Source organism: Microbacterium shaanxiense (assembly GCF_054779995.1).
In genome coordinates this window covers 895270-916968 of record NZ_BAAGXE010000002.1, presented here as the reverse complement: position 1 = coordinate 916968, position 21699 = coordinate 895270, and the positions used below count along the sequence as shown (strand labels likewise).

The 21699-nt window shown below is 68.4% G+C and carries 19 protein-coding genes; 10 read left to right on the top strand and 9 right to left on the bottom strand.

The annotated features are described in order from the left end of the window. Positions 1-62 precede the first annotated feature (62 nt). The gene (locus ACYVG2_RS09405) at positions 63-1040 is read left to right on the top strand and encodes an o-succinylbenzoate synthase (RefSeq protein WP_460780719.1); all 978 of its coding nucleotides are present in this window, start codon (positions 63-65) and stop codon (positions 1038-1040) included. A gap of 7 nt (positions 1041-1047) precedes the next feature. Here ACYVG2_RS09405 and ACYVG2_RS09400 read toward each other — a convergent pair whose 3' ends face one another. Continuing rightward, positions 1048-1680, bottom strand: a complete 633-nt coding sequence (locus ACYVG2_RS09400) for a TetR/AcrR family transcriptional regulator (RefSeq protein WP_460780718.1) — start codon at positions 1678-1680, stop codon at positions 1048-1050. 115 nt (positions 1681-1795) lie between these two features. On the opposite strand from ACYVG2_RS09400, the gene ACYVG2_RS09395 reads away from it, so the two are divergent. The 3 genes from ACYVG2_RS09395 to ACYVG2_RS09385 all read left to right on the top strand — a co-directional run bounded on the left by ACYVG2_RS09395 (position 1796) and on the right by ACYVG2_RS09385 (position 7349). Beyond that, positions 1796-4669: an MMPL family transporter gene (locus ACYVG2_RS09395; RefSeq protein ID WP_460780717.1), complete on the top strand. Its 2874-nt coding sequence runs from the start codon at positions 1796-1798 to the stop codon at positions 4667-4669. Next, positions 4666-6630 (top strand): YhgE/Pip domain-containing protein, encoded by a 1965-nt coding sequence (locus ACYVG2_RS09390; protein WP_460780716.1) that lies wholly within the window; start codon positions 4666-4668, stop codon positions 6628-6630. Before ACYVG2_RS09395 ends, ACYVG2_RS09390 begins: the two co-directional genes overlap by 4 nt. Positions 6631-6761: 131 nt before the next feature. Then, a complete protein-coding gene (locus tag ACYVG2_RS09385) occupies positions 6762-7349 on the top strand; it encodes a 2'-5' RNA ligase family protein (RefSeq protein ID WP_460780715.1) in 588 nt (195 codons plus the stop codon). Between the two features lie 7 nt (positions 7350-7356). Here ACYVG2_RS09385 and ccsB read toward each other — a convergent pair whose 3' ends face one another. The 7 genes from ccsB to ACYVG2_RS09350 form a co-directional block, all read right to left on the bottom strand. Next, positions 7357-8334, bottom strand: coding sequence for a c-type cytochrome biogenesis protein CcsB (ccsB, locus tag ACYVG2_RS09380; RefSeq protein ID WP_460780714.1), 978 nt, complete (start codon positions 8332-8334; stop codon positions 7357-7359). A gap of 9 nt (positions 8335-8343) precedes the next feature. After that, the gene (gene resB / locus ACYVG2_RS09375; protein ID WP_460780713.1) at positions 8344-10023 is read right to left on the bottom strand and encodes a cytochrome c biogenesis protein ResB; all 1680 of its coding nucleotides are present in this window, start codon (positions 10021-10023) and stop codon (positions 8344-8346) included. A 25-nt stretch (positions 10024-10048) separates the two neighbouring features. Next, positions 10049-10804 carry a cytochrome c biogenesis CcdA family protein gene (locus ACYVG2_RS09370; RefSeq protein WP_460780712.1) on the bottom strand — a complete coding sequence of 252 codons (756 nt, stop codon included), beginning with the start codon at positions 10802-10804 and terminating at the stop codon, positions 10049-10051. After that, complete coding sequence (locus tag ACYVG2_RS09365) at positions 10801-11451, bottom strand: TlpA family protein disulfide reductase (RefSeq protein WP_460780711.1); 651 nt, start codon at positions 11449-11451, stop codon at positions 10801-10803. The genes ACYVG2_RS09370 and ACYVG2_RS09365 overlap by 4 nt, the downstream gene beginning before the upstream one ends. Before the next feature lie 9 nt (positions 11452-11460). Continuing rightward, positions 11461-12720 carry a glycosyltransferase gene (locus tag ACYVG2_RS09360; protein ID WP_460780710.1) on the bottom strand — a complete coding sequence of 420 codons (1260 nt, stop codon included), beginning with the start codon at positions 12718-12720 and terminating at the stop codon, positions 11461-11463. A gap of 121 nt (positions 12721-12841) precedes the next feature. Then, positions 12842-13942: a fatty acid desaturase family protein gene (locus tag ACYVG2_RS09355; protein WP_460780709.1), complete on the bottom strand. Its 1101-nt coding sequence runs from the start codon at positions 13940-13942 to the stop codon at positions 12842-12844. A 143-nt stretch (positions 13943-14085) separates the two neighbouring features. Then, positions 14086-14715, bottom strand: coding sequence for a histidine phosphatase family protein (locus ACYVG2_RS09350; protein ID WP_448966310.1), 630 nt, complete (start codon positions 14713-14715; stop codon positions 14086-14088). A gap of 58 nt (positions 14716-14773) precedes the next feature. Between ACYVG2_RS09350 and aspS the strand changes: the two genes are divergently transcribed. Next, positions 14774-16555 (top strand): aspartate--tRNA ligase, encoded by a 1782-nt coding sequence (gene aspS, locus ACYVG2_RS09345; RefSeq protein WP_460780708.1) that lies wholly within the window; start codon positions 14774-14776, stop codon positions 16553-16555. A 120-nt stretch (positions 16556-16675) separates the two neighbouring features. On the opposite strand, the gene ACYVG2_RS09340 is transcribed toward aspS, so the two are convergent. Further along, positions 16676-17041 carry a DUF5684 domain-containing protein gene (locus tag ACYVG2_RS09340; protein ID WP_460780706.1) on the bottom strand — a complete coding sequence of 122 codons (366 nt, stop codon included), beginning with the start codon at positions 17039-17041 and terminating at the stop codon, positions 16676-16678. A 72-nt stretch (positions 17042-17113) separates the two neighbouring features. Between ACYVG2_RS09340 and ACYVG2_RS09335 the strand changes: the two genes are divergently transcribed. The 5 genes from ACYVG2_RS09335 (at position 17114) to ACYVG2_RS09315 (ending at position 21692) form a co-directional block, all read left to right on the top strand. Continuing rightward, positions 17114-17620, top strand: coding sequence for a GNAT family N-acetyltransferase (locus ACYVG2_RS09335; RefSeq protein ID WP_460780705.1), 507 nt, complete (start codon positions 17114-17116; stop codon positions 17618-17620). 127 nt (positions 17621-17747) lie between these two features. Further along, positions 17748-18896: an ABC transporter substrate-binding protein gene (locus ACYVG2_RS09330; RefSeq protein ID WP_460780704.1), complete on the top strand. Its 1149-nt coding sequence runs from the start codon at positions 17748-17750 to the stop codon at positions 18894-18896. Continuing rightward, the gene (locus ACYVG2_RS09325; RefSeq protein WP_460780703.1) at positions 18875-19819 is read left to right on the top strand and encodes an ABC transporter permease; all 945 of its coding nucleotides are present in this window, start codon (positions 18875-18877) and stop codon (positions 19817-19819) included. Before ACYVG2_RS09330 ends, ACYVG2_RS09325 begins: the two co-directional genes overlap by 22 nt. Continuing rightward, complete coding sequence (locus ACYVG2_RS09320; protein ID WP_460780702.1) at positions 19816-20610, top strand: ABC transporter permease; 795 nt, start codon at positions 19816-19818, stop codon at positions 20608-20610. The genes ACYVG2_RS09325 and ACYVG2_RS09320 overlap by 4 nt, the downstream gene beginning before the upstream one ends. Continuing rightward, positions 20607-21692: an ABC transporter ATP-binding protein gene (locus ACYVG2_RS09315; RefSeq protein ID WP_460780700.1), complete on the top strand. Its 1086-nt coding sequence runs from the start codon at positions 20607-20609 to the stop codon at positions 21690-21692. Before ACYVG2_RS09320 ends, ACYVG2_RS09315 begins: the two co-directional genes overlap by 4 nt. Positions 21693-21699: the final 7 nt, after the last annotated feature.

Below are 21699 nucleotides of genomic sequence, written 5' to 3'. Positions count from 1 at the left end.
ACGCGCGCCCAGATTCGGCACGGCACGCGGCCCGATGAGGCCCACAAGGGCATGATGGGGACATGAACCCGTCGCTCGCAGAGCTGCTCGACACGGCCCGCGTGGTCGCCCTCCCCATGACGACGCGCTTCCGCGGCGTGACCACTCGTGAAGCTCTGCTCTTCGAGGGCCCGCAGGGCTGGGCCGAGTTCTCGCCGTTCATCGAATACGCGGATGCCGAGGCATCCGTCTGGCTCGCATCGGCGATCGACTCCGCCTGGAACACTCAGCCCGCACCGCTGCGGCAGTCGATCGGCGTGAACGCCACGGTGCCCGCCGTCGCCGCCGCCGACGTCGCCGCCGTGCTGGCACGATTCTCCGGATGCCGGACGGCGAAGGTCAAGGTCGCCGAACCCGGACAGTCGTTGAACGACGACGTCGCCAGAGTACGTGCGGTGCGCGACGCGCTGGGGCCGGAGGGGCGCGTGCGCATCGACGCGAACGGCGCATGGAACGTCGACGAGGCCGAGCACGCGATCCACGCCCTCGCCGAGTTCGACCTCGAGTACGCCGAGCAGCCGTGCGCCACGGTCGACGAGCTCGCCGAGCTGCGCACGCGCGTGAAGTACATGGGCATCCCGATCGCCGCCGACGAGAGCATCCGCAAAGCCGACGATCCGCTGGCCGTCGCGCGTGCGGGCGCAGCCGACCTCATCGTGATCAAGGCGCAGCCGCTCGGCGGCCTGACCCGCGCGCTGCAGATCGTCGTCGCTGCGGGGCTTCCCGCCGTGATCTCCAGCGCGCTCGACACCGCCGTGGGGCTGTCGCAGGGCGCCGCGCTCGCGGCCGCGCTCCCCCACCTCGACTACGACTGCGGCCTGGGAACCGGCGCACTGTTCGTCGAGGACGTCGCCGACCTCTCACCGTCCGACGGCGCGATCCCCGTCGGACGCGTCACGCCCGATGCATCGCGGCTCGACCGGCTGGCAGCATCCGCCGAGCGTCGCGACTGGTGGCTCGAGCGCCTCGAGCGCTGCCACGCGCTGCTCGCCCGGGAGTAGCGCCGACTCAGCCTGCGGCGGGCGCGATGAGCAGGTCCACCAGCTGGCCGAGCGCCTCGGCACCGGCGCGGTGCAGCTTCTCGCCGTCCCATCCGGACACCGCCGCGCGCGCCATGCATCCCTCCCACTGGACCATGAGCATCTGCGCCGCTGTGGGCACATCGATCCGCAGTGCGAACAGGCCCGAGTCGACGATGCCCTGGACGATCTCCTCGATGCTCGCGGTCATCGCCCGATCCTGCGCGAGGTAGGCCTTCCCGAAGACCTCGTCACGCAGCGCACGGATGCGGATCTCACTCATCATGAGCACGCTCAGACGGTCGTCCAGGCCGGAGTCCATGACCTTCTGAACCAGCTCGATGGGGTCGGCGTCGCCGTTGAGCACCCCGGCGGCGACGAACTCCTCGATGCGCCCGCGCACCGAGGCCAGACGCTGCTCCGCGACGGTCGAGGCGAGCTCGAGGAACAGCTCGTCCTTGGAGTCGAAGTTCGAGTAGAAGGCGCCGCGCGTGAACCCGGCGCGTTCGCAGATCGCCTCGACGCTGGCGCCCTCGAGCCCGACCTCGGCGAACACCTGCGCGGCAGCATCCATCAATCGCGCTCGCGTGCTCTCACGCCGCTTCGTCACGGGGATCGTCATGGTCTCACTTTCACATCCTGCGCACAGTTTCGCACGTCCGACTCACCGTAGGATACACATGTGTATCGGATACATCACTGTATCCATTCTCCCGTCCGCCGTCCCGGAGGAATCTGTGTCCACTCTCCTGTCGTCACTCGGACGCTGGTCGTTCCGTCATCCGTGGCGCGTGCTCGTCGCCTGGCTCATCATCCTCGGCGTCGCCGGCGGCGGTGCGCTCGTGCTCAATCAGGGCACCGACAACTCCTTCAGCATCCCCGGTACCGAGTCGCAGGACGGCCTCGAGCAGCTCTCGCGCTCGTTCCCGCAGGTCAGCGGCACGAATGCGCAGTTCATCGTGGTCGCCGCGGACGGCGATTCGATCACGGATGACGAGTATCGCGAGCCGATCGCGGATGCTGTGGACGAGTTGAGCGACCTCGACGGCGTCCTCGCCGTGACCTCTCCCTACGACGAGATGATCGAGGGGATGATCAACGAGGACGAGACCGCGGCGATCGTCCAGCTGCAGTTCGACGGTCAGGCCACCGACGTCTCGGCGGAGACGAAGGATGCACTGACCGCCTCGGTCGACACGCTCGCCGGCGAGCTGCCCGATGGTTCGCAGACCAAGCTCGGCGGAGATCTGTTCGCCATCTCGATCCCGGGAGTGACCCTCACGGAAGCCGTCGGCGTGGTCATCGCCCTGCTCGTGCTCATCGTCACGTTCCGGTCGTTCGTCGTCGCCGGGCTCCCCCTGCTCACCGCCATGCTCGGCGTCGGCATCTCGATGGCCGGCATCTTCGCCGCCACGGCGTTCGCGTCGGTGTCATCGACCACGCCGCTGCTCGCGCTGATGCTCGGGCTCGCGGTCGGCATCGACTATGCGCTGTTCATCATGGCCAGGCATCAGGACCAGGTGCGCGACGGCGTCGACCCGGAGGAATCGGCCGCACGCGCCGTCGGCACTGCGGGCTCCGCCGTCGTGTTCGCCGGCATCACGGTACTGATCGCCCTGATCGGGCTCGGCTTCGCCGGCATCCCGTTCCTGACGACCATGGGCATCGCCGCATCCGTCGCGGTCGCCGTCGCCGTGGCGATCGCCGTGACGCTGACGCCCGCTGTACTCGGCTTCCTGAAGGGGCGCATCGTGGGCCGCCCGAAGAAGGTCAAGGCCCCCAAAAAGGGCAAGGAAGCGAAGCCCCGCCGAGGATTCAGCGAGCGCTGGGTCGGCGGCGTGACGAAGCATCCGATCCTCACCTCGCTCGCGGTCGTGATCGGCCTCGGCATCGTGGCCGTTCCCGCGCTGAGCCTCAATCTCGCACTGCCCAACGCCGGCGTGCTCGCCGCCGATGACGAGGCTCGGCAGAGCTACGATCTCGTCGGGGACGAGTTCGGCCCTGGCTTCAACGGCCCTCTCGTGCTGACGGGAACCATCGTCACCTCCACCGATCCGCTCACGCTCATGGAAGACCTCGGGGATGCCGTCGCCGAGATCGACGGCGTGAAGGAGGTCGCGCTCGCCACTCCGAACGAGACCGCCGACACCGGGATCGTGCAGGTGATCCCCGAGACCGCGCCGGACGACCCCGCGACCAGCGATCTGGTCCGAGAACTGCGCTCGCATCACGACGAGTGGCTCGACGAGTTCGGCATCGACGTGAAGGTGACCGGTTTCACCGCTGTCGCCATCGACATCTCCGACCAGCTCGGAAACGCCCTGCTGCCCTTCGGCGTCTTCGTGATCGGCCTGTCGCTCATCCTGTTGACGATCGTGTTCCGCTCGCTCTGGGTGCCGATCACCGCTGCCCTCGGCTACCTGCTGTCGATCGTCGCGGCGTTCGGTGTCGTCGGGGCCGTGTTCGAGTGGGGCTGGTTCGCCGACGTGCTGCACGTCGCGAAGGTCGGCCCGATCATCAGCTTCATGCCGATCATCCTCATGGGCGTGCTGTTCGGGCTCGCGATGGACTACCAGGTGTTCCTGGTGTCGCGCATGCGCGAGGACTACGTGCACGACCCTGACTCGAAGTCGCCGTCCCGCGCCGATCGACGCGCGGCCGCGCTGCGCGCCGTGCGCAGCGGATTCAGCGGTTCGGCGAAGGTCGTCACCGCTGCCGGACTCATCATGTTCGCGGTGTTCGTGGCGTTCGTGCCCGAGGGCGATTCATCGCTCAAGCCGATCGCACTGGGGCTCGCGGCCGGCATCGCGATCGATGCGTTCCTGGTGCGCATGACGCTGATCCCCGCACTCATGGCGATCCTCGGCGAGCGCGCATGGCAGATCCCCGCCTGGCTGGAGAGGATCCTGCCCAGCGTCGACATCGAGGGCGAGGCGGTCGAACGCGAACGGCACCTTCTCGCCTGGCCTGGCGACGACTCGATCGTCGCGGCGGACGACCTCGTGCTGAGCGCGGATGCGCCGATCCTGGAAGACGTCACGCTGCGTGTCGCCGCCGGCGAGGCCCTCATCGCCACCGGTCGCGACAGCCGGGTGCGCCGTGCGCTCGCGCTGGCGATCGCCGGCAGGCTCGCCCCGGATGCGGGAAGGCTGCGCGTCGCAGGGCACCTGCTTCCCGGCCGGGCGGCGTGGGTGCGCAATCACGTCGGCTGCGTGCTGGTCGATGATGCGGATGCCGCGCTGATCGACCTCCGCGAGGCACTTCGCGGAGCGCCCACTCTCGTCGTGATCGACGGCATCGACCGTTTCACCGGCGGCCAGCGCGATCAGGCGACCGCGATGCTGCAGGATGCTGCGGCTGCGGCGGCGGCGAGGGCGGATGCCGGCACCTCGAGCCGGCTCGCCGTGTTCGCGACGGCATCCGACCCCGCACTCGCCCGCACGATCCTCGCCGAGGCCGCGTGGCCAGACGCATCCGTCGTCGATCTCCGCCCTTCCGTCGACGCCCCCTCTGGTGATCGACGCCCCCTCCCCGACGCGCGTCCCAGCGGGGGCGTCGACGATACGAGGGGGCCTCGACACACATCCGACTCCACCGAGGTGAACGCATGACTCTCTCGATCGAGCGCGCCCGCTCGCGCAAACCCATCACGTGGCTGACGATCCTCGGCATCCTGCTGCTGCCGGCAGCTGTGGGCGGCATCCTCGTCGCGGCGCTGCAGAATCCGACCGAGCGGCTGGACACCATGACCGCCGCCATCGTGAACCTCGACGAGCCGGTCACGATCGATGACCAGTACACGCCGCTCGGACGCCAGTTGGCGTCGGGCCTCGTCGAGGGCTCGGACGAGCTCGACTCGAACCTCACCTGGGTCATCTCCAACGAGGACGATGCCGCAGAAGGGCTCGCCGACGGCAGCTACCAGGCGGTCATCACGATCCCCGCCGAGTTCTCCGCCGCGGCCACGTCTTCGGGTCAGGCGATCTCGGACGGCGGCGGCACCGCCGAGCAGGCGACGATCAAGGTCACGACGCCGGATGACGGACTCGTCGCCGATGACCTCATCACGCAGCAGATCGCGTCCGTCGCGACATCCACCATGGGAACGATGCTGTCTGAGGCGACCATGGAGAACGTGCTGGTCGGATTCACGACGATCGGCGACCAGATCGGCGAAGCAGCGACAGGTGCGCAGGAACTGGCGACCGGTGCGCGCAGCGCCGCGGACGGCGCGGCTGCGCTTCCCGAGGGTGCGACGCAGCTCGCCGACGGTGCGTCGCAGCTGGGCACGGGGGCGTCAGAGCTCGCCGGCGGTCTCGGCACGATCTCGTCCGGCACGCGGGACGCAGCGAACGGTGCGAGCGAGCTGGGCGCGGGGCTGACGTCAGGGGCGGCGGCGCTGGAGCAGAACGGGCTCGTTCCTGGTGAACTTTTCCAGGGCGTGAACGGGACGCAGAGCGCAACCGCCCAGGTGAAGAGCGGCGTCGACAAACTCGCTGGCGGCCTCAATGAACTTTGGGCGGCGTGCGAGGGCCGCGAGACGAGCGATCCGCTATGCGTGGGTCTTCGAACGACGATCGATTCGATGCCGGAGCTGCAGGGGGGCGCCGCCATCGCAGCGCAGACGGCCGAAGTCACAGCTTCAGGCCTCGGAGCTTTCAACACCGAAGCTTCCGCAACGCTCACTTCACAGCTGCGCACCGCCGGCGACGGCGCGCTCTCCCTCGCTGACGGCCTCTATCAGCTTGCGGATGGCACGGACCAGTCCGCGGCCGGCGCGAACTCCCTGAGCACAGGCGCCGTGGCGCTGAGCGACGGTGCGACGCAGCTCAGCGACGGTGCAGCCGAGCTGGCGTCGGGCGTGGACAAGCTCGCCACCGGAACCGGTGACCTCGCGGGCGGGCTCAAGACAGCATCCGAGTCGCTCCCCTCGTTCGACGATCAGGAGTCGTCGTCGCTCGCATCCGTCATCGCCGACCCCGTGTCGTCGAACTCGTCGATGAACACGATCTTCGGTCCGACGGCGATTCCGCTGCTCGCGGCTGTCGTGCTGTGGTTCGGCGGCCTGGCATCGTTCATCGTCATGCGGGCGCACACCGCGCGCACGCTGACGTCGCGACGCTCGTCGGCGGGACTCGCACTGCGCGCATTCGCGCCCGCAGCCGCGATCGGCGCAGGACAGGGCGTGCTCGTCGCGCTCATCGTGCAGTTCGTGGCGGCATACGACGCTGCGGCATGGTGGGCCTTCGCGGGCACCGCGGTCATGGCGGGAATCGCGTTCGCCGCAGTGAACCAGGCCCTCGTCGCACTGTTCGGTGGAATCGGACGCTGGGTCAGCGCACTGATCGGAGTCGTCGCCGTCGCCACGGGGCTGATCTCGACGGTTCCCGGCTGGCTGGCCTCGATCGGTCAGGCACTGCCGACGGCTCCGGCCTTCAGCGGTCTGATCGCGGCGAACGGCAGTGCAGTGGCAGCCCTCGTCGTCTGGGGAGTGCTCTCGCTCATCGCGACGACGCTGATCGTCGCCGTGCGCCGCACGACCTCCGCGAAGGCCGTGCTCGCCCCGGCCTGACACCCGCGCTTCGCGCCTCGAAAGGAGGAAAACGCCGGTCATCCTCGTGTGTGACAGGCGTTTTCCTCCTTTCGACGTCACATACGTGAGATGGAGGCGCCTCGACGGAGGCGGGGCCCTAGCATCGGTGGATGCGCCGTCCGTTCATGAACGATCCCCAGCAGCTCGCGTCTCTGGAAGGGCAGCAATACCTGGTCCTGCGCCCGACCGCGGCGGTCGCCGCCGACTACCGGGCGGTTCAGGATGCTGTGCGCCCGACCCTCCCCGCCGGAACCACGCACCCGCACACGGGGCACGTCACGCTCCGCGGGCTCTACGAGCCGGAGCGCCTGGAGGACCTGCGCGCCGTCGTCCGCGCATGGGCTGCTGCGCAGCATCCGATCGAGATCACGACCGACGCGATCGACACCTTTCCCGCGCCGTGGCAGATCGTGATCGCGCGGCTCGCGCGCACGGCATCCGTCGTCTCGGCCTACGCGACGCTCACGGACGCTCTCACCGGCACCGACTTCCGCCGCCTCGATGAGCGGCCCGTCGACGACTGGACCTTCCATCTCTCCGTCGTCTACGCGAGGACGCTCGGGGCGGACGCATGGTCCGCTCTCGCACGTTCGGTGACGCGCGAGTACGACCAGCGCCCCACCGAGGTCGTCAGCGAAGCGGAGTTCGTCTGGTACACAGGCGGTGTCGAGCACCACGAGGTGCTCCCGCTCGGGTGAGCCCTGCTCAACTCAGGCCGGAGTATGCGTGCAATCCCTTGAAGAACACGTTGACGATCGTGAAGTTGAAGATCACCGCGGTGAAGCCGATGATCGACAGCCACGCCGAGCGGCTCCCGCGCCAGCCGCGAGTCGCACGGGCGTGAATGTATCCCGCGTAGAGCACCCAGATGATGAAGGTCCAGGTCTCCTTGACGTCGAAGCCCCAATAACGGCCCCACGCGTCCTGCGCCCAGATCGAGCCGGCGATCAGAGTGAACGTCCAGAGGATGAAGCCGACGATCGCGAAGCGGAACGCGAGCCCTTCCAGGCGTTCCGACCCCGGCAGCGTCGCAAGGAATCGGGGCCCGGGCTTCTCGACCTCTTCGGCGATGCGCCGCTCGCGGCGGTGCTGCATCAACTGCAGGATCGACAGCGCTGCCGTCAGGGCGAAGAACGCGGTGCCGAGCGAGGCGACGAACACGTGGATCACGAGCCACACGCTCTTGAGCGGATCCATCAGAGGCACGACGCCGACGTAGAAGCTCACCGCTGCCGCGCCCATCAGCACGACGATGAGGCCGGTGATGAAGGTGCCGAGGAAGCGCAGATCGATGCGAGTGAGCACCACCAGGTACACGAGCACGACCAGCAGCGTGCCGATCATCGCGAACTCGTACAAGTTCGCCCACGGTACGCGCTCGGCGGCGATGCCGCGCAGGACCGTGGCCGCCAGATGGAACACGAAGGCCAGGCCCGTCAGTGTCGTGCCGATGCGCGCCATCACATAACGCGGCTTGGCGGGTTCGGCGGATGCCGCATCCTGTGCCGCACCGGACGCATCGGCGCCCCCCGCACCCACCAATGCCGTCTCGCGCGCGAGGCGCGCATCAGCGGTGACCTCCGACCGACGTGCGAGATCGAACGCGTACGCGACGAAGGCTGCGGCGTAGATCGCGATCGCCGTCCAGACGAACAGGATCGAGAGGGAATCGAGGTCGGGCATGGTGCCAGTCTACTTTCGGGGCTTCTCAGTGGTGCGGGAGCGGCCGGGCGCATCGAGCAGCCGCGCGTGTCCGGCAGCGAGGTCGTCGACGGCCGCGCCCAGGGTCGGGTCCTCGCCGCGGGCGAGTCCGGCGTACTCGAGGTCGACCGCGCCGTCGGAGGACGTCGCCTTGACCCACATGCGCCTGCGGGGAACGAACAGCGCGAGCATCAGCCCGGCGAGCGCGAGCAGCGCGAACACGAGCACCCACACCGCCGAGTCGTCATGATGGATCTGAAGCGAAACGAAACGCTTCACCGACTCGGTGTAGTCGGTCGCTCCCGCAGGTGATTCGTCTTCGAAGGTGATCGTCCCGAGGCCGTTCGGCAGATCAGCGGTCTCCCCCGGCGCCAGCTCGATCGAGTCGACATCGGTGGTGCGCCCCGTGAGCTTCGTGAGCTCTTCCGTGTCGAGCACGTAGACGGAGCGCGGCGTGCCCTCATCGATGCCGAGGTCGCCCTCGTACACGTCCAGCGTGAGAAGCGGGGCGAGGAGGTCGCCGTGCGCGGACGCGAACGCGCCCGTCTCGAGTCGCGCTGCGCTCGGGTAGAAGAAGGCCGCGATCCCGAGCTGCTCCGGCATGCCGTCGGTCACCTTGATGACGCCGAGCGAGGTCAGGTTCGTGTCCTGCGGCAGGAACGGCACCGAGTTGTTGTAGACGACGTCGCCGTCGGAGTTGCGCACGGTGATCGTGGGAGCGTAACCGTTGCCGAGCAGGTAGATCTTGTCGCCCGCGACGCCGAGCGGATGGTTCACGCGCACGGATTCCTTGCGCGTCTCGCCGTTCTCGCGCACCGAGACGTTGGCCGAGAAGTCCCCGGCCTGACCGGATGCCGCGGATCCGTACTCCTGGTACGTGACGTCGAACGAGTCCAGCGTCATCGCGTACGGGCTCAGCGCGTCGTCGCTGACGAAGCGACCGCGGTTCATCGACTCGTAGTCGAGCAGCGTGTTGACGAAGGTCTGGCCCTCCACGACCACGCGCTGCCCTGTGTACGCGAAGCTCCCGCCGATGCCCACCACCAGCAGCACGCCGACGAGCGCGAGGTGGAAGACGAGGTTCCCTGTTTCGCGCCAGTACCCGCGCTCGGCCGAGACCGAGTACGTGCGGCCGTTGTCGTAGCGCTCGACGCGGTACCCGAGCGCCTTGAGCTGCTTCTGGGCGACGTCGATCGATCGGGCGGCTTCGGCGTCGGCATCCGCCGCCTCCCTTGTCACCTCGCGGTGATCCTCGAGACGGCCCAGTCGTGCGGGAGTGCGCGGGGGACGCGCGCGCAGCGCCTTGAGGTGATGCTTGATGCGTGGGATCACGCAGCCCACCAGCGAGATGAACAGCAGCAGGTAGATCGCGGAGAACCACGGCGACAGGTAGACGTCGAACATGCTCATCGCGTCGAGCACGGGGAACAGGTCGGGGTTGTCGCTCTCCCACTGCGTGACGCCGTTCGGGTCGGCCATGCGCTGAGGGAAGATCGAGCCGGGGATCGCCGCGATCGCCAGCACGAGCAGCAGGATGATCGCCGTGCGCATCGAGGTCAGCTGTCGCCAGCCCCACCGCAGCCATCCCACGAACCCGAGACGGGGCTGCGTGATGGCGGAGTCGTCGCCGTCGATGTGATCGGACGGACGGAGCGGGTCGGAAGACGTCACGGCATCCTTCTGGTCGGCGCGGGAATCAGAGCGGGAGGATGACACTGCCCATCACCGCCCCGAGACGCGACATGATGCCGGTCCAGATCCCGGTGACCATGAGCACGCCGAGCAGGATCAGCATCACGCCGCCGATGATGTTCACGACCCGGATGTGGCGGCGCAGGAATCCGACCGCCCTGGTCGCCCAGCCGAAGCCGAGAGCGACGAGCAGGAACGGGATGCCGAGGCCGAGGCTGTACGCAAGACCGAGGAAGCCGGCACGGACCGGATCGCCGACGTTGATCGACAGCGCGACGATGGCCGCCAGCGTCGGACCCATGCACGGCGCCCAGCCGATGCCGAGCGCGATCCCGAGCAGCGGGGCACCGATGATGCCGGCCTTGGAATCCACCTGGAAACGGAACTCGCGCTGCATGAACCCGAACAGTCCGAGGAACACGAGCCCCATGAGGATGACCACGACGCCAAGGACCCGGGTGATGATGTCGCCCCACTGCAGCAGGAAGACGCCGACCGTACCGCTGAGGGCCGTGTATGCGACGAACACCACGGCGAAGCCCAGGATGAACAGCAGCACGCCGAGCACGAGGCGTCCTCGACCGGTCTGCACGGCCGCCCCGTTCGACGAACGCGGCGCCACTGCTCCCCCGAGGAATCCGAGGTAGCCGGGCACGAGCGGAAGCACGCACGGAGAGAGGAAGGAGACGAGCCCCGCGAGCATCGCGATCGGGATCGCGAGCCAGAGCGCTCCTGAGCCGATCAGCTCCTGTGTGTTCACGCGCTCTCCGCGAGCGCGTCCTTGACGAGCGTGGAGAGGATCGACGGGCCGTCGAGCTGGCCGACGATGCGAGCGGCGACGCGCCCCTGCTTGTCCAGCACGAGCGTCGACGGCGTCCCCTGCAGCGGAGCGTCGCTGGCGAACGCGAGCTTGGCCTCGCCGCTGTCGACGTCGAGGACGCTCGGGTAGGTCACACCGTACGTCTTGGCGAAGGCCTTGGCCGTGTCGGCCTGGTCGTAGATGTTGATGCCGATGAAAGAGACGTCCTCTTCCGCGTTCGACTGCCAGACGGATTCGAGATCCTTCGCCTCCGCCCGGCACGGGGCGCAGCCCGCGTACCAGAAGTTCACGACGGTGACGTCGCCGGCGATGTCCTCGCTGCTGAACTCCTCGCCGTCTTCCGTCACGCCGCCGAACACGATCGGCTCCCCTCGATCCTCTGGCGCGATCTCCACTACCGCGCCGTCGGCCGAGATGTAGCCCTTGCCGTCACCGGAGAGGTACTGCTGTGCGACGGGGTCCGGCGCACAGGCCGTCAGAGCGACGGCGAACAGCGCGGCGAGCGCGGCTCCTGCTACCCGGGCGGAGCGTCGGGTGCGTGAGGAGCGGCCGCTGCGAATCGGTCGAATCGTCGAGGCGAGTGGCACGCTCTCAGTCTAGACGCGGGAATCTATGCGGCCCCTGTACTCCGTGCGCGCGGAGCTGTACTCTGTGCGCGCCGAGCGGCGGGTGCCCGCACCCCGGTAGAGATCCTCATAACGACGCACGATCGTGGTCGCGTCGTGCTGTGCCGCGCGCCGCACGGCGTGCGCGCTCATCGCCTCGTACTCGTCCTCCGGCAGGGTCAGGATGCTCGCGATCCGCCTGGCGAAATCCTGGGCGTCGTACGTCGCGACGAGGTATCCCTCGACGCCGTTGTGGACGAGGTGCGGGAGGGCCATCGCATCGGCGACCACGACGGGAGTTCCCGACGCGAGCGCCTCAAGAGTCGCGATGCTCTGCAGTTCAGCCGGTGACGGCATGACGAAGACCGTCGCCTCATGGTGCAGCTCCGCGAGTTCCTCATCCGTCACGCGCCCGTGGAAACGCACACGATCCGCGACCCCGAGCTGCGCGGCGAGCAGTTCCAGCGCTGATCGCTCCGAGCCCCCGCCGACGATGTCGAGATGCGCATCGACGTCCTGGTCGATCAACGCGATCGCTCTCAGCAGCGTCGGAAGGTTCTTCTCGGGGTCGAGTCGCCCGACGAAGAGGATCCCTGGCCGGACCGGCTTCGCCTGCTTCGGCGTGAACCGCTGCAGATCGACGCCGCACGAGATCGGTGTGACAGAGGCGAGTCCGATGCTGCGCTCCAGGTACTCGGCGGCGATCGGGGTGGGACTGGTGACGATGTCGGCACGCGAGTACACGGCGGCCGCGAGGTTCCAGCCGCGCCTCGTCACGACCGGCACGATGCGCGACGGCAGCCCACCGACGGAGGCGAGGTTGTCCGGCATCACGTGGTTCGTCGCCACGATCGGGATCCCGCGCGCATGCGCTTCGTAGGCCACGCCGCGCCCGATGCCGATGAACGACTGGACGTGCACGACATCGGGTCGGATCTCTTCGAGGATGCGGCCGACGCGCCGACGCACCTCCCAGGGCGGCGCGACCCGCAGCCACTCGTGCGCCGGCCATTTCACGCTGCGCAGTCGATGCGTCCGGATCAGCTGGTCATCGATCATCGTGACCCCTGAATGCCCGGAGAACGTGGCCGACGGCGCGATCACATGCACGTCGTGGCCACGGCGGGCCAGGCGCACGGCGTGGTCGCGGGCGAACCTCGCCGCACCGTTGATGTCCGGGGGAAACGTGTCGGTCGCGATGAGGACCCTCAGCGATTCCGTCGAATGCTCGTGTGATGCCGTACCGGTCATCGTCCACGTCCTTTTCATAGTGTTCGACTTCTTGACTCGACATTAGGATGACCGCGGGTGATTTCGCGTCCATCGGAGGTGCCGTTTCCTCACGGTTTCCGGGGTACTCAGGATGCAGGCTTCAGGCCCGCCGGTACTGTGCGACCGCCGGGCATTCGAACGGGTCCCTCGCTGCGAGTCCGACCCGGTTGAGGTACGCGATCACGATCCCGTAGGAGCGCACCAGGGTCGTCTCGGTGTAGGGGACGCCGTTGCTCACGCAGTGCTCCCTGACGATCTTGCGCGCAGCGGCGAGATGCGGACGAGGCATCGAGGGGAACAGGTGGTGCTCGACCTGGTGGTTGAGCCCGCCCATGAACCACGTCACCCACCGACCGCCGGAGATGTTCCTCGAGGTGCGCACCTGCTTGGTGAAGAAGTCGAGCCTCGCCTCGGGTGCGACCACCGGCATCCCCTTGTGATTGGGCGCGAACGACGCGCCCATGTAGACGCCGAAAACCGCCAGCTGCACGCCGATGAAAGCGAACGCGAGCCCGACAGGCAGCATCCAGAACAGGACGCCGAGGACTACGGCGTGCCTGATCAGGAGGAAGGTCAGCTCCGGCACGCGATTGTTCACCTGGCCACGGGAGACGAGGTGGCGCAGGCTGAGGTAGTGAAGGTTGATGCCTTCGAGCGTCAGCAGCGGGAAGAACAGCCAGCCCTGCCGACGAGTGATCCAGCGGCGAAGGCCTCTGGCCTGTGCGGCATCCGCGTCGAGGAACGAGATCGTGTCGACCTCGATGTCCGGGTCGTGCTCGACGCGGTTCGGGTTCGCGTGGTGACGGCTGTGCTTGGAATCCCACCAGGAGTAGCTCAGGCCGACGAGCCCGGCGAGCACGCGGGCGAGTCTGTCGTTGGCCGGCCCCGTCTCCAGGATCGTGCGGTGCGCTGCCTCGTGGGCGAGGAACGCGACCTGAGTCGCGAGGACGCCCAGCGCGGCGGCGATCAGCAGCTGGAATCCGCTGTCGCCGAGCAGGACGAAGCCGACGACGAGCCCTGCGAAGACCGCAGCCAGAGCCGCGCCCAGCAGAAGATAGAACCACGGTGTGCGCCGCAGCAGTCCCGCCTCGCGCACGCGCTGCGAGATCTGCGTGTAGGCGCGTGCGACCGGCGGGAAATCGCCCTTGCGCGCATAGGTCTGACGAACGGGACCGAGCTGCGAGTCGGCGACCATGGTCATGAGTTCTCCTCTGGACGCGCGAGTCTGGATGCGCGATCCGGCGGCCGGTGCGTCCGGCCGTGTCAGGAGATTAGGGTCGCGGCCTCGGCCGCCGCATCACACGGGAGTATCGAGTCGTCTCCCACCCTGGTAGGGGCCCCAGGTCAGACGGCGCCGACGTCGACGGCATCGCTCGTCGATGCGGGTTCGGCGTACGCCACCTCGCGCCAGACGTCGCCGACGCGCTCGAACGACGTGACGCTCGAAAGCGCGCACCGCCGTGTGCGCGGGTCATGCCGCAGCGGCAGTCCCGCGAAGTGCAGGTGCGTGATCCAGATGGGCGCCTGGTGGGAGACGATCACGGCGTCCCCGTCGACGGTGTCGCGCCAGACGCTGTGCAGTGCGTCTTCCATCCGGGCCGCGACCGAGACGTACGGCTCGCCCCAGCTCGGCAACGACGGCCGTCGCAGATGCCACCAGTTGCGGGGATCGCGCAGCGAGCGGCTCATGCGCGTGCCCTCGAAGACGTTGGTGGGTTCGATCACGCGCTCATCGATCACCGGGTCAAGGCCGAAGAGCTCGGTGAACGGCTCGGCGGACTCTCTGGTGCGCTCCAGCGGAGAGCAGCGCAACGAGGTGACCGGCCGGTCGAGGCCGGCGATGTACTCCGCGGCGTCCTTCGCCATCCGCCGCCCGTCGTCGCTGAGCCGGTAATGCGGGAGCCGTCCGTAGAGCACGCGGCCCGGATTGTGCACTTCGCCGTGGCGGACCAGATGGAGACGTTCGGCGGGCATGGCCCCAGTCTAGGGAGGCCGCCTCTGATGCCCGCGAGCACCCGCCTAGAATGGTGGGATGCTTCGCACACACACGACCGGCTCCCTGCGAGCCGAGCACATCGGTCAGACCGTCACCCTCTCGGGTTGGGTCGATCGTCGTCGTGATCACGGAGGCGTCGCGTTCATCGATCTGCGCGATTCCTCAGGCATCGCGCAGGTCGTCATCCGCGATGAGGAGACGGCGCACCCGTTGCGCAGCGAGTTCGTGCTGAAGGTGACGGGAACGGTGTCAGCGCGTCCTGCGGGCAACGAGAACCCGAACCTGCCCACGGGCGAGATCGAGGTCATCGCGACCGAGGTCGAGGTGCTCAACGAGTCCGCTCCCCTCCCCTTCCAGGTGTCCACGGGGCTCGGTGACGCCGACACGATCGGCGAGGACGTGCGGTTCAAGCACCGTTATCTCGATCTGCGGCGCCCGTCATCGGCATCCGCTCTTCGCCTGCGCTCCGACGTGAACAAGGCGATCCGCGATGTGCTGCACGCCCGTGACTTCCTCGAGGTCGAGACCCCGACCCTGACGAAGTCGACTCCGGAGGGCGCCCGCGACTTCGTCGTGCCCGCACGCCTGCACCCCGGCAGCTGGTACGCCCTGCCGCAGAGCCCGCAGCTGTTCAAGCAGCTGCTCATGGTCGGCGGCGTCGAGAAGTACTACCAGATGGCCCGCTGCTACCGCGACGAGGACTTCCGCGCCGACCGGCAGCCGGAGTTCACGCAGCTCGACATCGAGATGAGCTTCGTCGACCAGGAAGACGTCATCGCCCTGATGGAGGACCTCATCCCCGCGATGTGGGCGACCATCGGCGTCGAGGTGCAGACGCCGCTGCCGCGCATCACGTACGCCGACGCGATGGCGAAGTACGGCTCTGACAAGCCCGACCTGCGCTTCGGTCTCGAGCTCGTCGAGGCGACCGAGTACTTCAAGGACACGACGTTCCGCGTCTTCCAGTCCGACTACGTCGGCGCCGTGCTCATGCCCGGCGGCGCATCGCAGCCGCGCAAGCAGCTCGATGCCTGGCAGGACTGGGCGAAGCAGCGCGGCGCCCGCGGTCTCGCATACGTGCTCTTCAACGAAGACGGCTCGCTGGGCGGCCCCGTCGCCAAGAACCTCTCGGATGCCGAGAAGGCCGGCCTCGCCGATCTCGTCGGTGCCGCGGCGGGCGACTGCGTGTTCTTCGCCGCCGGATCCGCGAAGGACAGCCGAGCGCTGCTCGGCGCCGCGCGCGTCGAGATCGGACGCCGCCTCGGCCTGCTCGACCCCGACGTGTTCGCGTTCACGTGGGTGGTCGATGCGCCGATGTTCGAGCCGGCGGCGGATGCCGTGGCATCCGGTGACGTCGCCGTCGGCGCAGGCAGCTGGACCGCTGTGCACCACGCGTTCACCGGCCCCAAGCCCGAGTTCGCCGACACCTTCGACACCGACCCGGCTTCGGCGCTCGCCTACGCGTACGACATCGTGTGCAACGGGTCCGAGCTCGGTGGCGGATCGATCCGCATCCACCGCGAAGACGTGCAGAAGCGCGTGTTCGAGGTCATGGGCATCACCGATGAGGTCGCCGACGAGCAGTTCGGCTTCCTGCTCGATGCGTTCAAGTTCGGCGCCCCGCCGCACGGCGGAATCGCTCTCGGCATGGATCGCGTGCTGCAGCACCTCACCAAGACCGAGTCGATCCGCGAGGTCATCGCCTTCCCGAAGACCGGCAACGGCTTCGACCCGCTGACCGCCGCACCTGCGCCGATCACCGACGCGCAGCGCGCCGAGGCCGGCGTCGACTTCGTCCCGGAGGACGACGAGGCCTGATCCCGTCCGCTGACGCCGAGGCCCCCTCTCCGCACCGACGCCCCCTGCCATTTGCGTTCACGGCAGGGGGCGTCGTCGATCACAGGGGGCGTCGGCGGAGAGCAACCGCCGACGCGAGTATCAGACCTTCCGGTACTGCGCCGAGCCGAAGCCGATGATGAGGTGCCCGATGAACGGGAACAACCAGAGCAGGAAGAACGAGAAGACTCCGCCCTTGCCGAAGTTGCGCCCCTCTTTGATGGCGACGACGATCGCGAAGATGATGTTCACGATCGGGATCAGATACAGCAGCGCGAACCACCCCGACATGCCCGCGATCTTCACCAGGAACACCCAGTTCACGATCGGGATCAGCGCAAGGATGCCGGGATAGCCCGCCTTGACGAACACCTTCCACATCGTGATCGCATAGATGACGTAGTAGATGATGCTGAGGACGATGGAGCTCGTCGAGAAGATCTGCTCGGACAGAAGATTCGAATCCATGGCTCTCACCTTGGCGGTGGCGTCGAGTCGTTGTCAAGCGTCACGGAGGCGGTGGCCTGAGAAGATGAGAGCATGCTCGACGCGCTGACTCTGCCCCACCCCTTCGACTCCCGCACCGGCGCCGCAGTGCTGCGCAGGGCGACTGCGGCCGACGCGGATGCTCTGATCGCCCTGCTCGCAGACGACCCGATCAGCGCGGCGCGCGGCGACGTGGCATCCGCTGAGGATCGACCGGCGTACGAGGCGGCACTCGTCGAGGTGCTCGCAGATCCGTCGAACGACCTTCTCGTCGTCGAACTCGAGGGCGACGTCGTCGGCACCCTCCAGCTCACCTCGATCCCTGGAATGGCGCGCCGCGGCGCACGCCGGCTGCTCGTCGAGGCCGTCAGGGTGCGCAGCGATCTGCGCTCCTCGGGGATCGGATCGGCGGTGATGCGCTGGGTGGCGGATGCCGCAGCCCCCGCCCTCGGCGCGGCGATGGTGCAGCTCACCTCGGATGCCGCCCGCACCGACGCGCACCGCTTCTACGAGCGCCTCGGGTACACGGGCTCGCACGTCGGCTTCAAGTACGCGGTCTGAGTCCACCGGTCACAGATCGGACACGTTCCGTTCACCGGCGGCGCGTTCGTGCGTCACCCGCGCCCAATAGTTTCCTCTCGCAACCCCGAATCCGGCCTACCCGTGGCCGGGCACCGAGAGGACCCTCATGGCAACCATCCCCCGCCGTACGCGACTCGTCGCCGGCATCGCCCTGGCTGCGACAGCGGCTCTCGCGCTCACCTCATGCGCGGCGGACACCGCGACCGGCGACGGCGCCGGTGACGCCGGTGGCGCAGCGGATGCCGCGACCGCAGCCTCGCTTGAAGACTTCGGCTCGTTCGAAGACCTCGAGGCCGCGGCGAAGGCCGAGGGCCAGTTGAACGTCATCGCCCTCCCCCGCGACTGGGCGAACTACGGCGAGATCCTCGACCTGTTCGCCGAGCGGTACCCCGAGATCACGATCAACGAGCAGTCGCCCGACATCTCCAGCGCTGAAGAGATCACCGCGGCGGAGACCAACGAGGGCCTCGACACGGCCCCCGACGTCTTCGACCTCGGCCTCGCCGTCGCGCTCTCCAGCACAGACCAGTTCGCGCCGTACCAGGTGCAGACCTGGGACGAGATCCCCGACGCGCTCAAGGAGCCGAGCGGACTGTTCGTCGGCGACTACGGCGGGTACATGTCGATCGGCTACGACTCCTCGAAGTTCGACGAGCCCGGCTCGCTCGACGACCTGCTCGGCGCCGACTACAAGGGCGCTGTGGCGATCAACGGCGATCCGACCCAGGCAGGCGCCGCGTTCGCCGCGGTCGGCCTCGCGGCCGTGCAGTCAGACGGCACGCTCGACGACTTCCAGCCAGGGATCGACTTCTTCGGCGAGCTGCAGAAGGCGGGCAACTTCCTCAAGGTCGACGTGACCCCCGCCACGATCACCAGCGGTGAGACGCCCGTCGTCTTCGACTGGGACTACCTGAACGCCGCAGCCGGTGCCGACAACGAGAACTGGAAGGTCGCGGTGCTCGACGGCGTCGGCTACGCCGGCTACTACAACCAGGCCATCAACAAGGATGCTCCGAACCCCGCCGCGGCGCGCCTGTGGCAGGAGTTCCTCTACAGCGACGACGTGCAGAACCTGTGGCTCAAGGGCGGCGCACGTCCGGCCCGCATGGAGGCCATGACCGAGGCCGGCACGATCGACGCCGACCTCGCTGCGGCCCTGCCCGAGGTTCCGTCCGAGACCGTCGTCCCGACCGAGGAGCAGTCGACGAACGCCGGCACGCTGCTCGGCGAGAAGTGGGCAGCGGCGGTCCAGTGACCACTGCGCTTCTGGGGGCGGATGCCGCGGCATCCGCCCCCTCGATCGCCGAACCGGCTCGCACGGTCCGGCGATCCGGTATGTCCGCGGCGTGGTTGGGGCTGGTCCCCTTCGCCGCCTACGTGCTGCTCTTCCTCGCCGTCCCGACGATCCTCGCCGTCGGCTCCGGCTTCTTCACCGACGACGGCGCGTTCACTTGGACGAATGTCACGGCCCTCGCCGACCCCGTCGTGCTGAACACCTTCGCGAACTCGGCGGGTCTCTCGTTGCTGACGGCCATCGTCGGCGCGGTCGCCGGCGCGCTGGTCTGCTACGCCCTGCTCGGCCTGAATCCGCAGGGCGCGGTGCGCTCCAGCGTGGATGCCGCCGCCGGCGTGCTCGCCCAGTTCGGCGGCGTGATGCTGGCCTTCGCGTTCATCGCCACGGTCGGTGCGCAGGGCGTCATGACGCTGCTGCTGCAGGACGTGTTCGGGATGAACATCTACGAGGACGGCATGTGGCTCTACGAGGTGCCGGGCCTCATCATGCCGTACATCTACTTCCAGGTGCCGCTCATGGTGATCACGTTCATGCCGGCCCTCGCGGCGCTCAAGCCGCAGTGGACAGAGGCGAACCTCACGCTCGGCGGCACCCGCGCGAGCTTCTGGTTGCGCATCGGCGTCCCCGTGCTCGCGCCCTCGTTCCTCGCGAGCCTGCTGCTGCTGTTCGCGAACGCGTTCTCGTCGTACGCGACCGCGGCTGCTCTCGCCAGCCAGGGCTCGCAGATCGTTCCGCTGCAGATCCGCGCCGCCCTCACCAGCGAGACCGTGCTCGGCCGCGAGAACCTCGCCGGCGCACTGGCGCTGGGCATGATCGTCGTGGTCGGCATCGTGATGGCGCTGTACTCGCTGGTGCAGCGCCGGGCAGCGAGGTGGCAGTCATGAACCGGCTCGGACCTTCGCCAGTGACCCGCTGGATCATCGGGGTGCTCGTTGGCGCGTTCTTCGTGATCCCGCTCGTCTCGACGCTGCTCTACACCCTGCGCGGCACCGACGGCGGGCTGTCGTTCGAGCGCTGGGCCGCGCTGTTCGATCCGGCGGCATCCGCGGCGATCAAGCCCATCTGGACGGGCCTGGGCAACTCGCTCGTCCTCGCTCTCATCACGGTGCTGATCGTGCTGCTTCTGCTCGCGCCGACCATGATCCTGGTGAACCTGCGGTTCCCGAAGCTGAAGCCGATCTTCGAGTTCGCGGTGCTGCTGCCGATCTCGATCCCTGCGATCGTGCTCGTCGTCGGGCTCGCGCCGATCTACCTGCAGATCGGGCGCACACTGGGAACCGGCACCTGGACGCTGGCCTTCGCGTACGGCATCACCGTGCTGCCGTTCGCGTTCCGCTCCATCCAGGCGTCCATCGACGCCGCCGACCTTCGCACGCTGTCCGAAGCGGCACGATCTCTCGGCGCGAGCTGGCCGGTCGTGGTCGTGAAGGTGCTCGCTCCGAACATCCGTCAGGGGCTGCTCGCCGCCTCCCTCATCTCCATCGCGGTCGTGCTCGGCGAGTTCACGATCGCGTCGCTGCTCAACCGCCAGGTGTTCCAGACCGCGATGGTCGTCGTGGGGAAGCAGGACGCCTACGCGCCGGCGATCTTCACTCTGCTCGCACTGCTGTTCTGCTTCGTCCTGCTGCTCATCATCGGCCGCGCCGCCCGCGGCGACCGAAAGGCCCGCCCATGACCGCTCTTCCCGCCACCGCCGACAACCTGCTGCTCGCGGAGGCGGGTGAGGGCACGCGCGTGCAGTTCCAGGGCATCGAGAAGAGCTACGGCGCGAACCGGGTGCTGCACGGTGTCGATCTCGACATCGCACCCGGCGAGTTCGTCTCGCTGCTCGGGCCCTCCGGATGCGGCAAGACCACCGCGCTGCGCGTGCTCGCCGGGCTGGAGAGCGCAGACGCCGGCGCCGTGCTGCTCGGCGGGCAGGACGTCTCTCGCACCCCCACGAACAAGCGCGACATCGGCATGGTCTTCCAGTCGTACTCGCTGTTCCCGCACCTGCGTGTCGAGGACAACACCGCGTTCGGGCTGCGACGACGTGGCGTCGGCAAGGCTGCGGCGGCGCGGCGCGCACTCGACGCGTTGGCGCTCGTCGGGCTCGAGGGGTTCGCCGATCGCTATCCGCACCAGCTCTCCGGCGGTCAGCAGCAGCGCGTCGCGCTCGCGCGCGCACTCGTCACCGAGCCGCGCGTGCTGCTGCTCGACGAGCCGCTGTCGGCGCTCGATGCCAAGGTGCGGGTGCAACTGCGTGACGAGATCCGCCGCATCCAGCTGCGCCTCGGTATCACGACGGTGTTCGTGACCCACGACCAGGAGGAGGCGCTGGCGGTGTCGGATCGGATCGCCGTGATGGATGCCGGCCGCATCGACCAGATCGACACCCCTGAGGGGCTCTACCTGCGACCCGCGACCGCGCACGTGGCCGCGTTCGTCGGACTCTCCAGCGTCGTCTCCGGCGTCGCCGCGGGTGATCGCGTGACGGTCTGGGGTCGCGAGCTGCCCACCAGCACTCCGGCCCAGGGCCGGGTCGAGTTGCTCCTCCGGCCGGAGAACCTTCGGTTCGCCGGCGAGACGGATGCCGCTGTCAGCGGTGTCGTGGAGGAGAGCACGTTCCTCGGCAGCATGCGCAGGACGCTCGTGAAGACGGATGCCGGCGAACTGGTGCACGTGCAGCACGATGCCCACCAGCATCCGGCGTTCGGCGACCGCGTGCACCTGGCGGTCGACCCCGTCGCCGTCGCGGTGCGCGCAGCACAGCACTGAGCCCTCG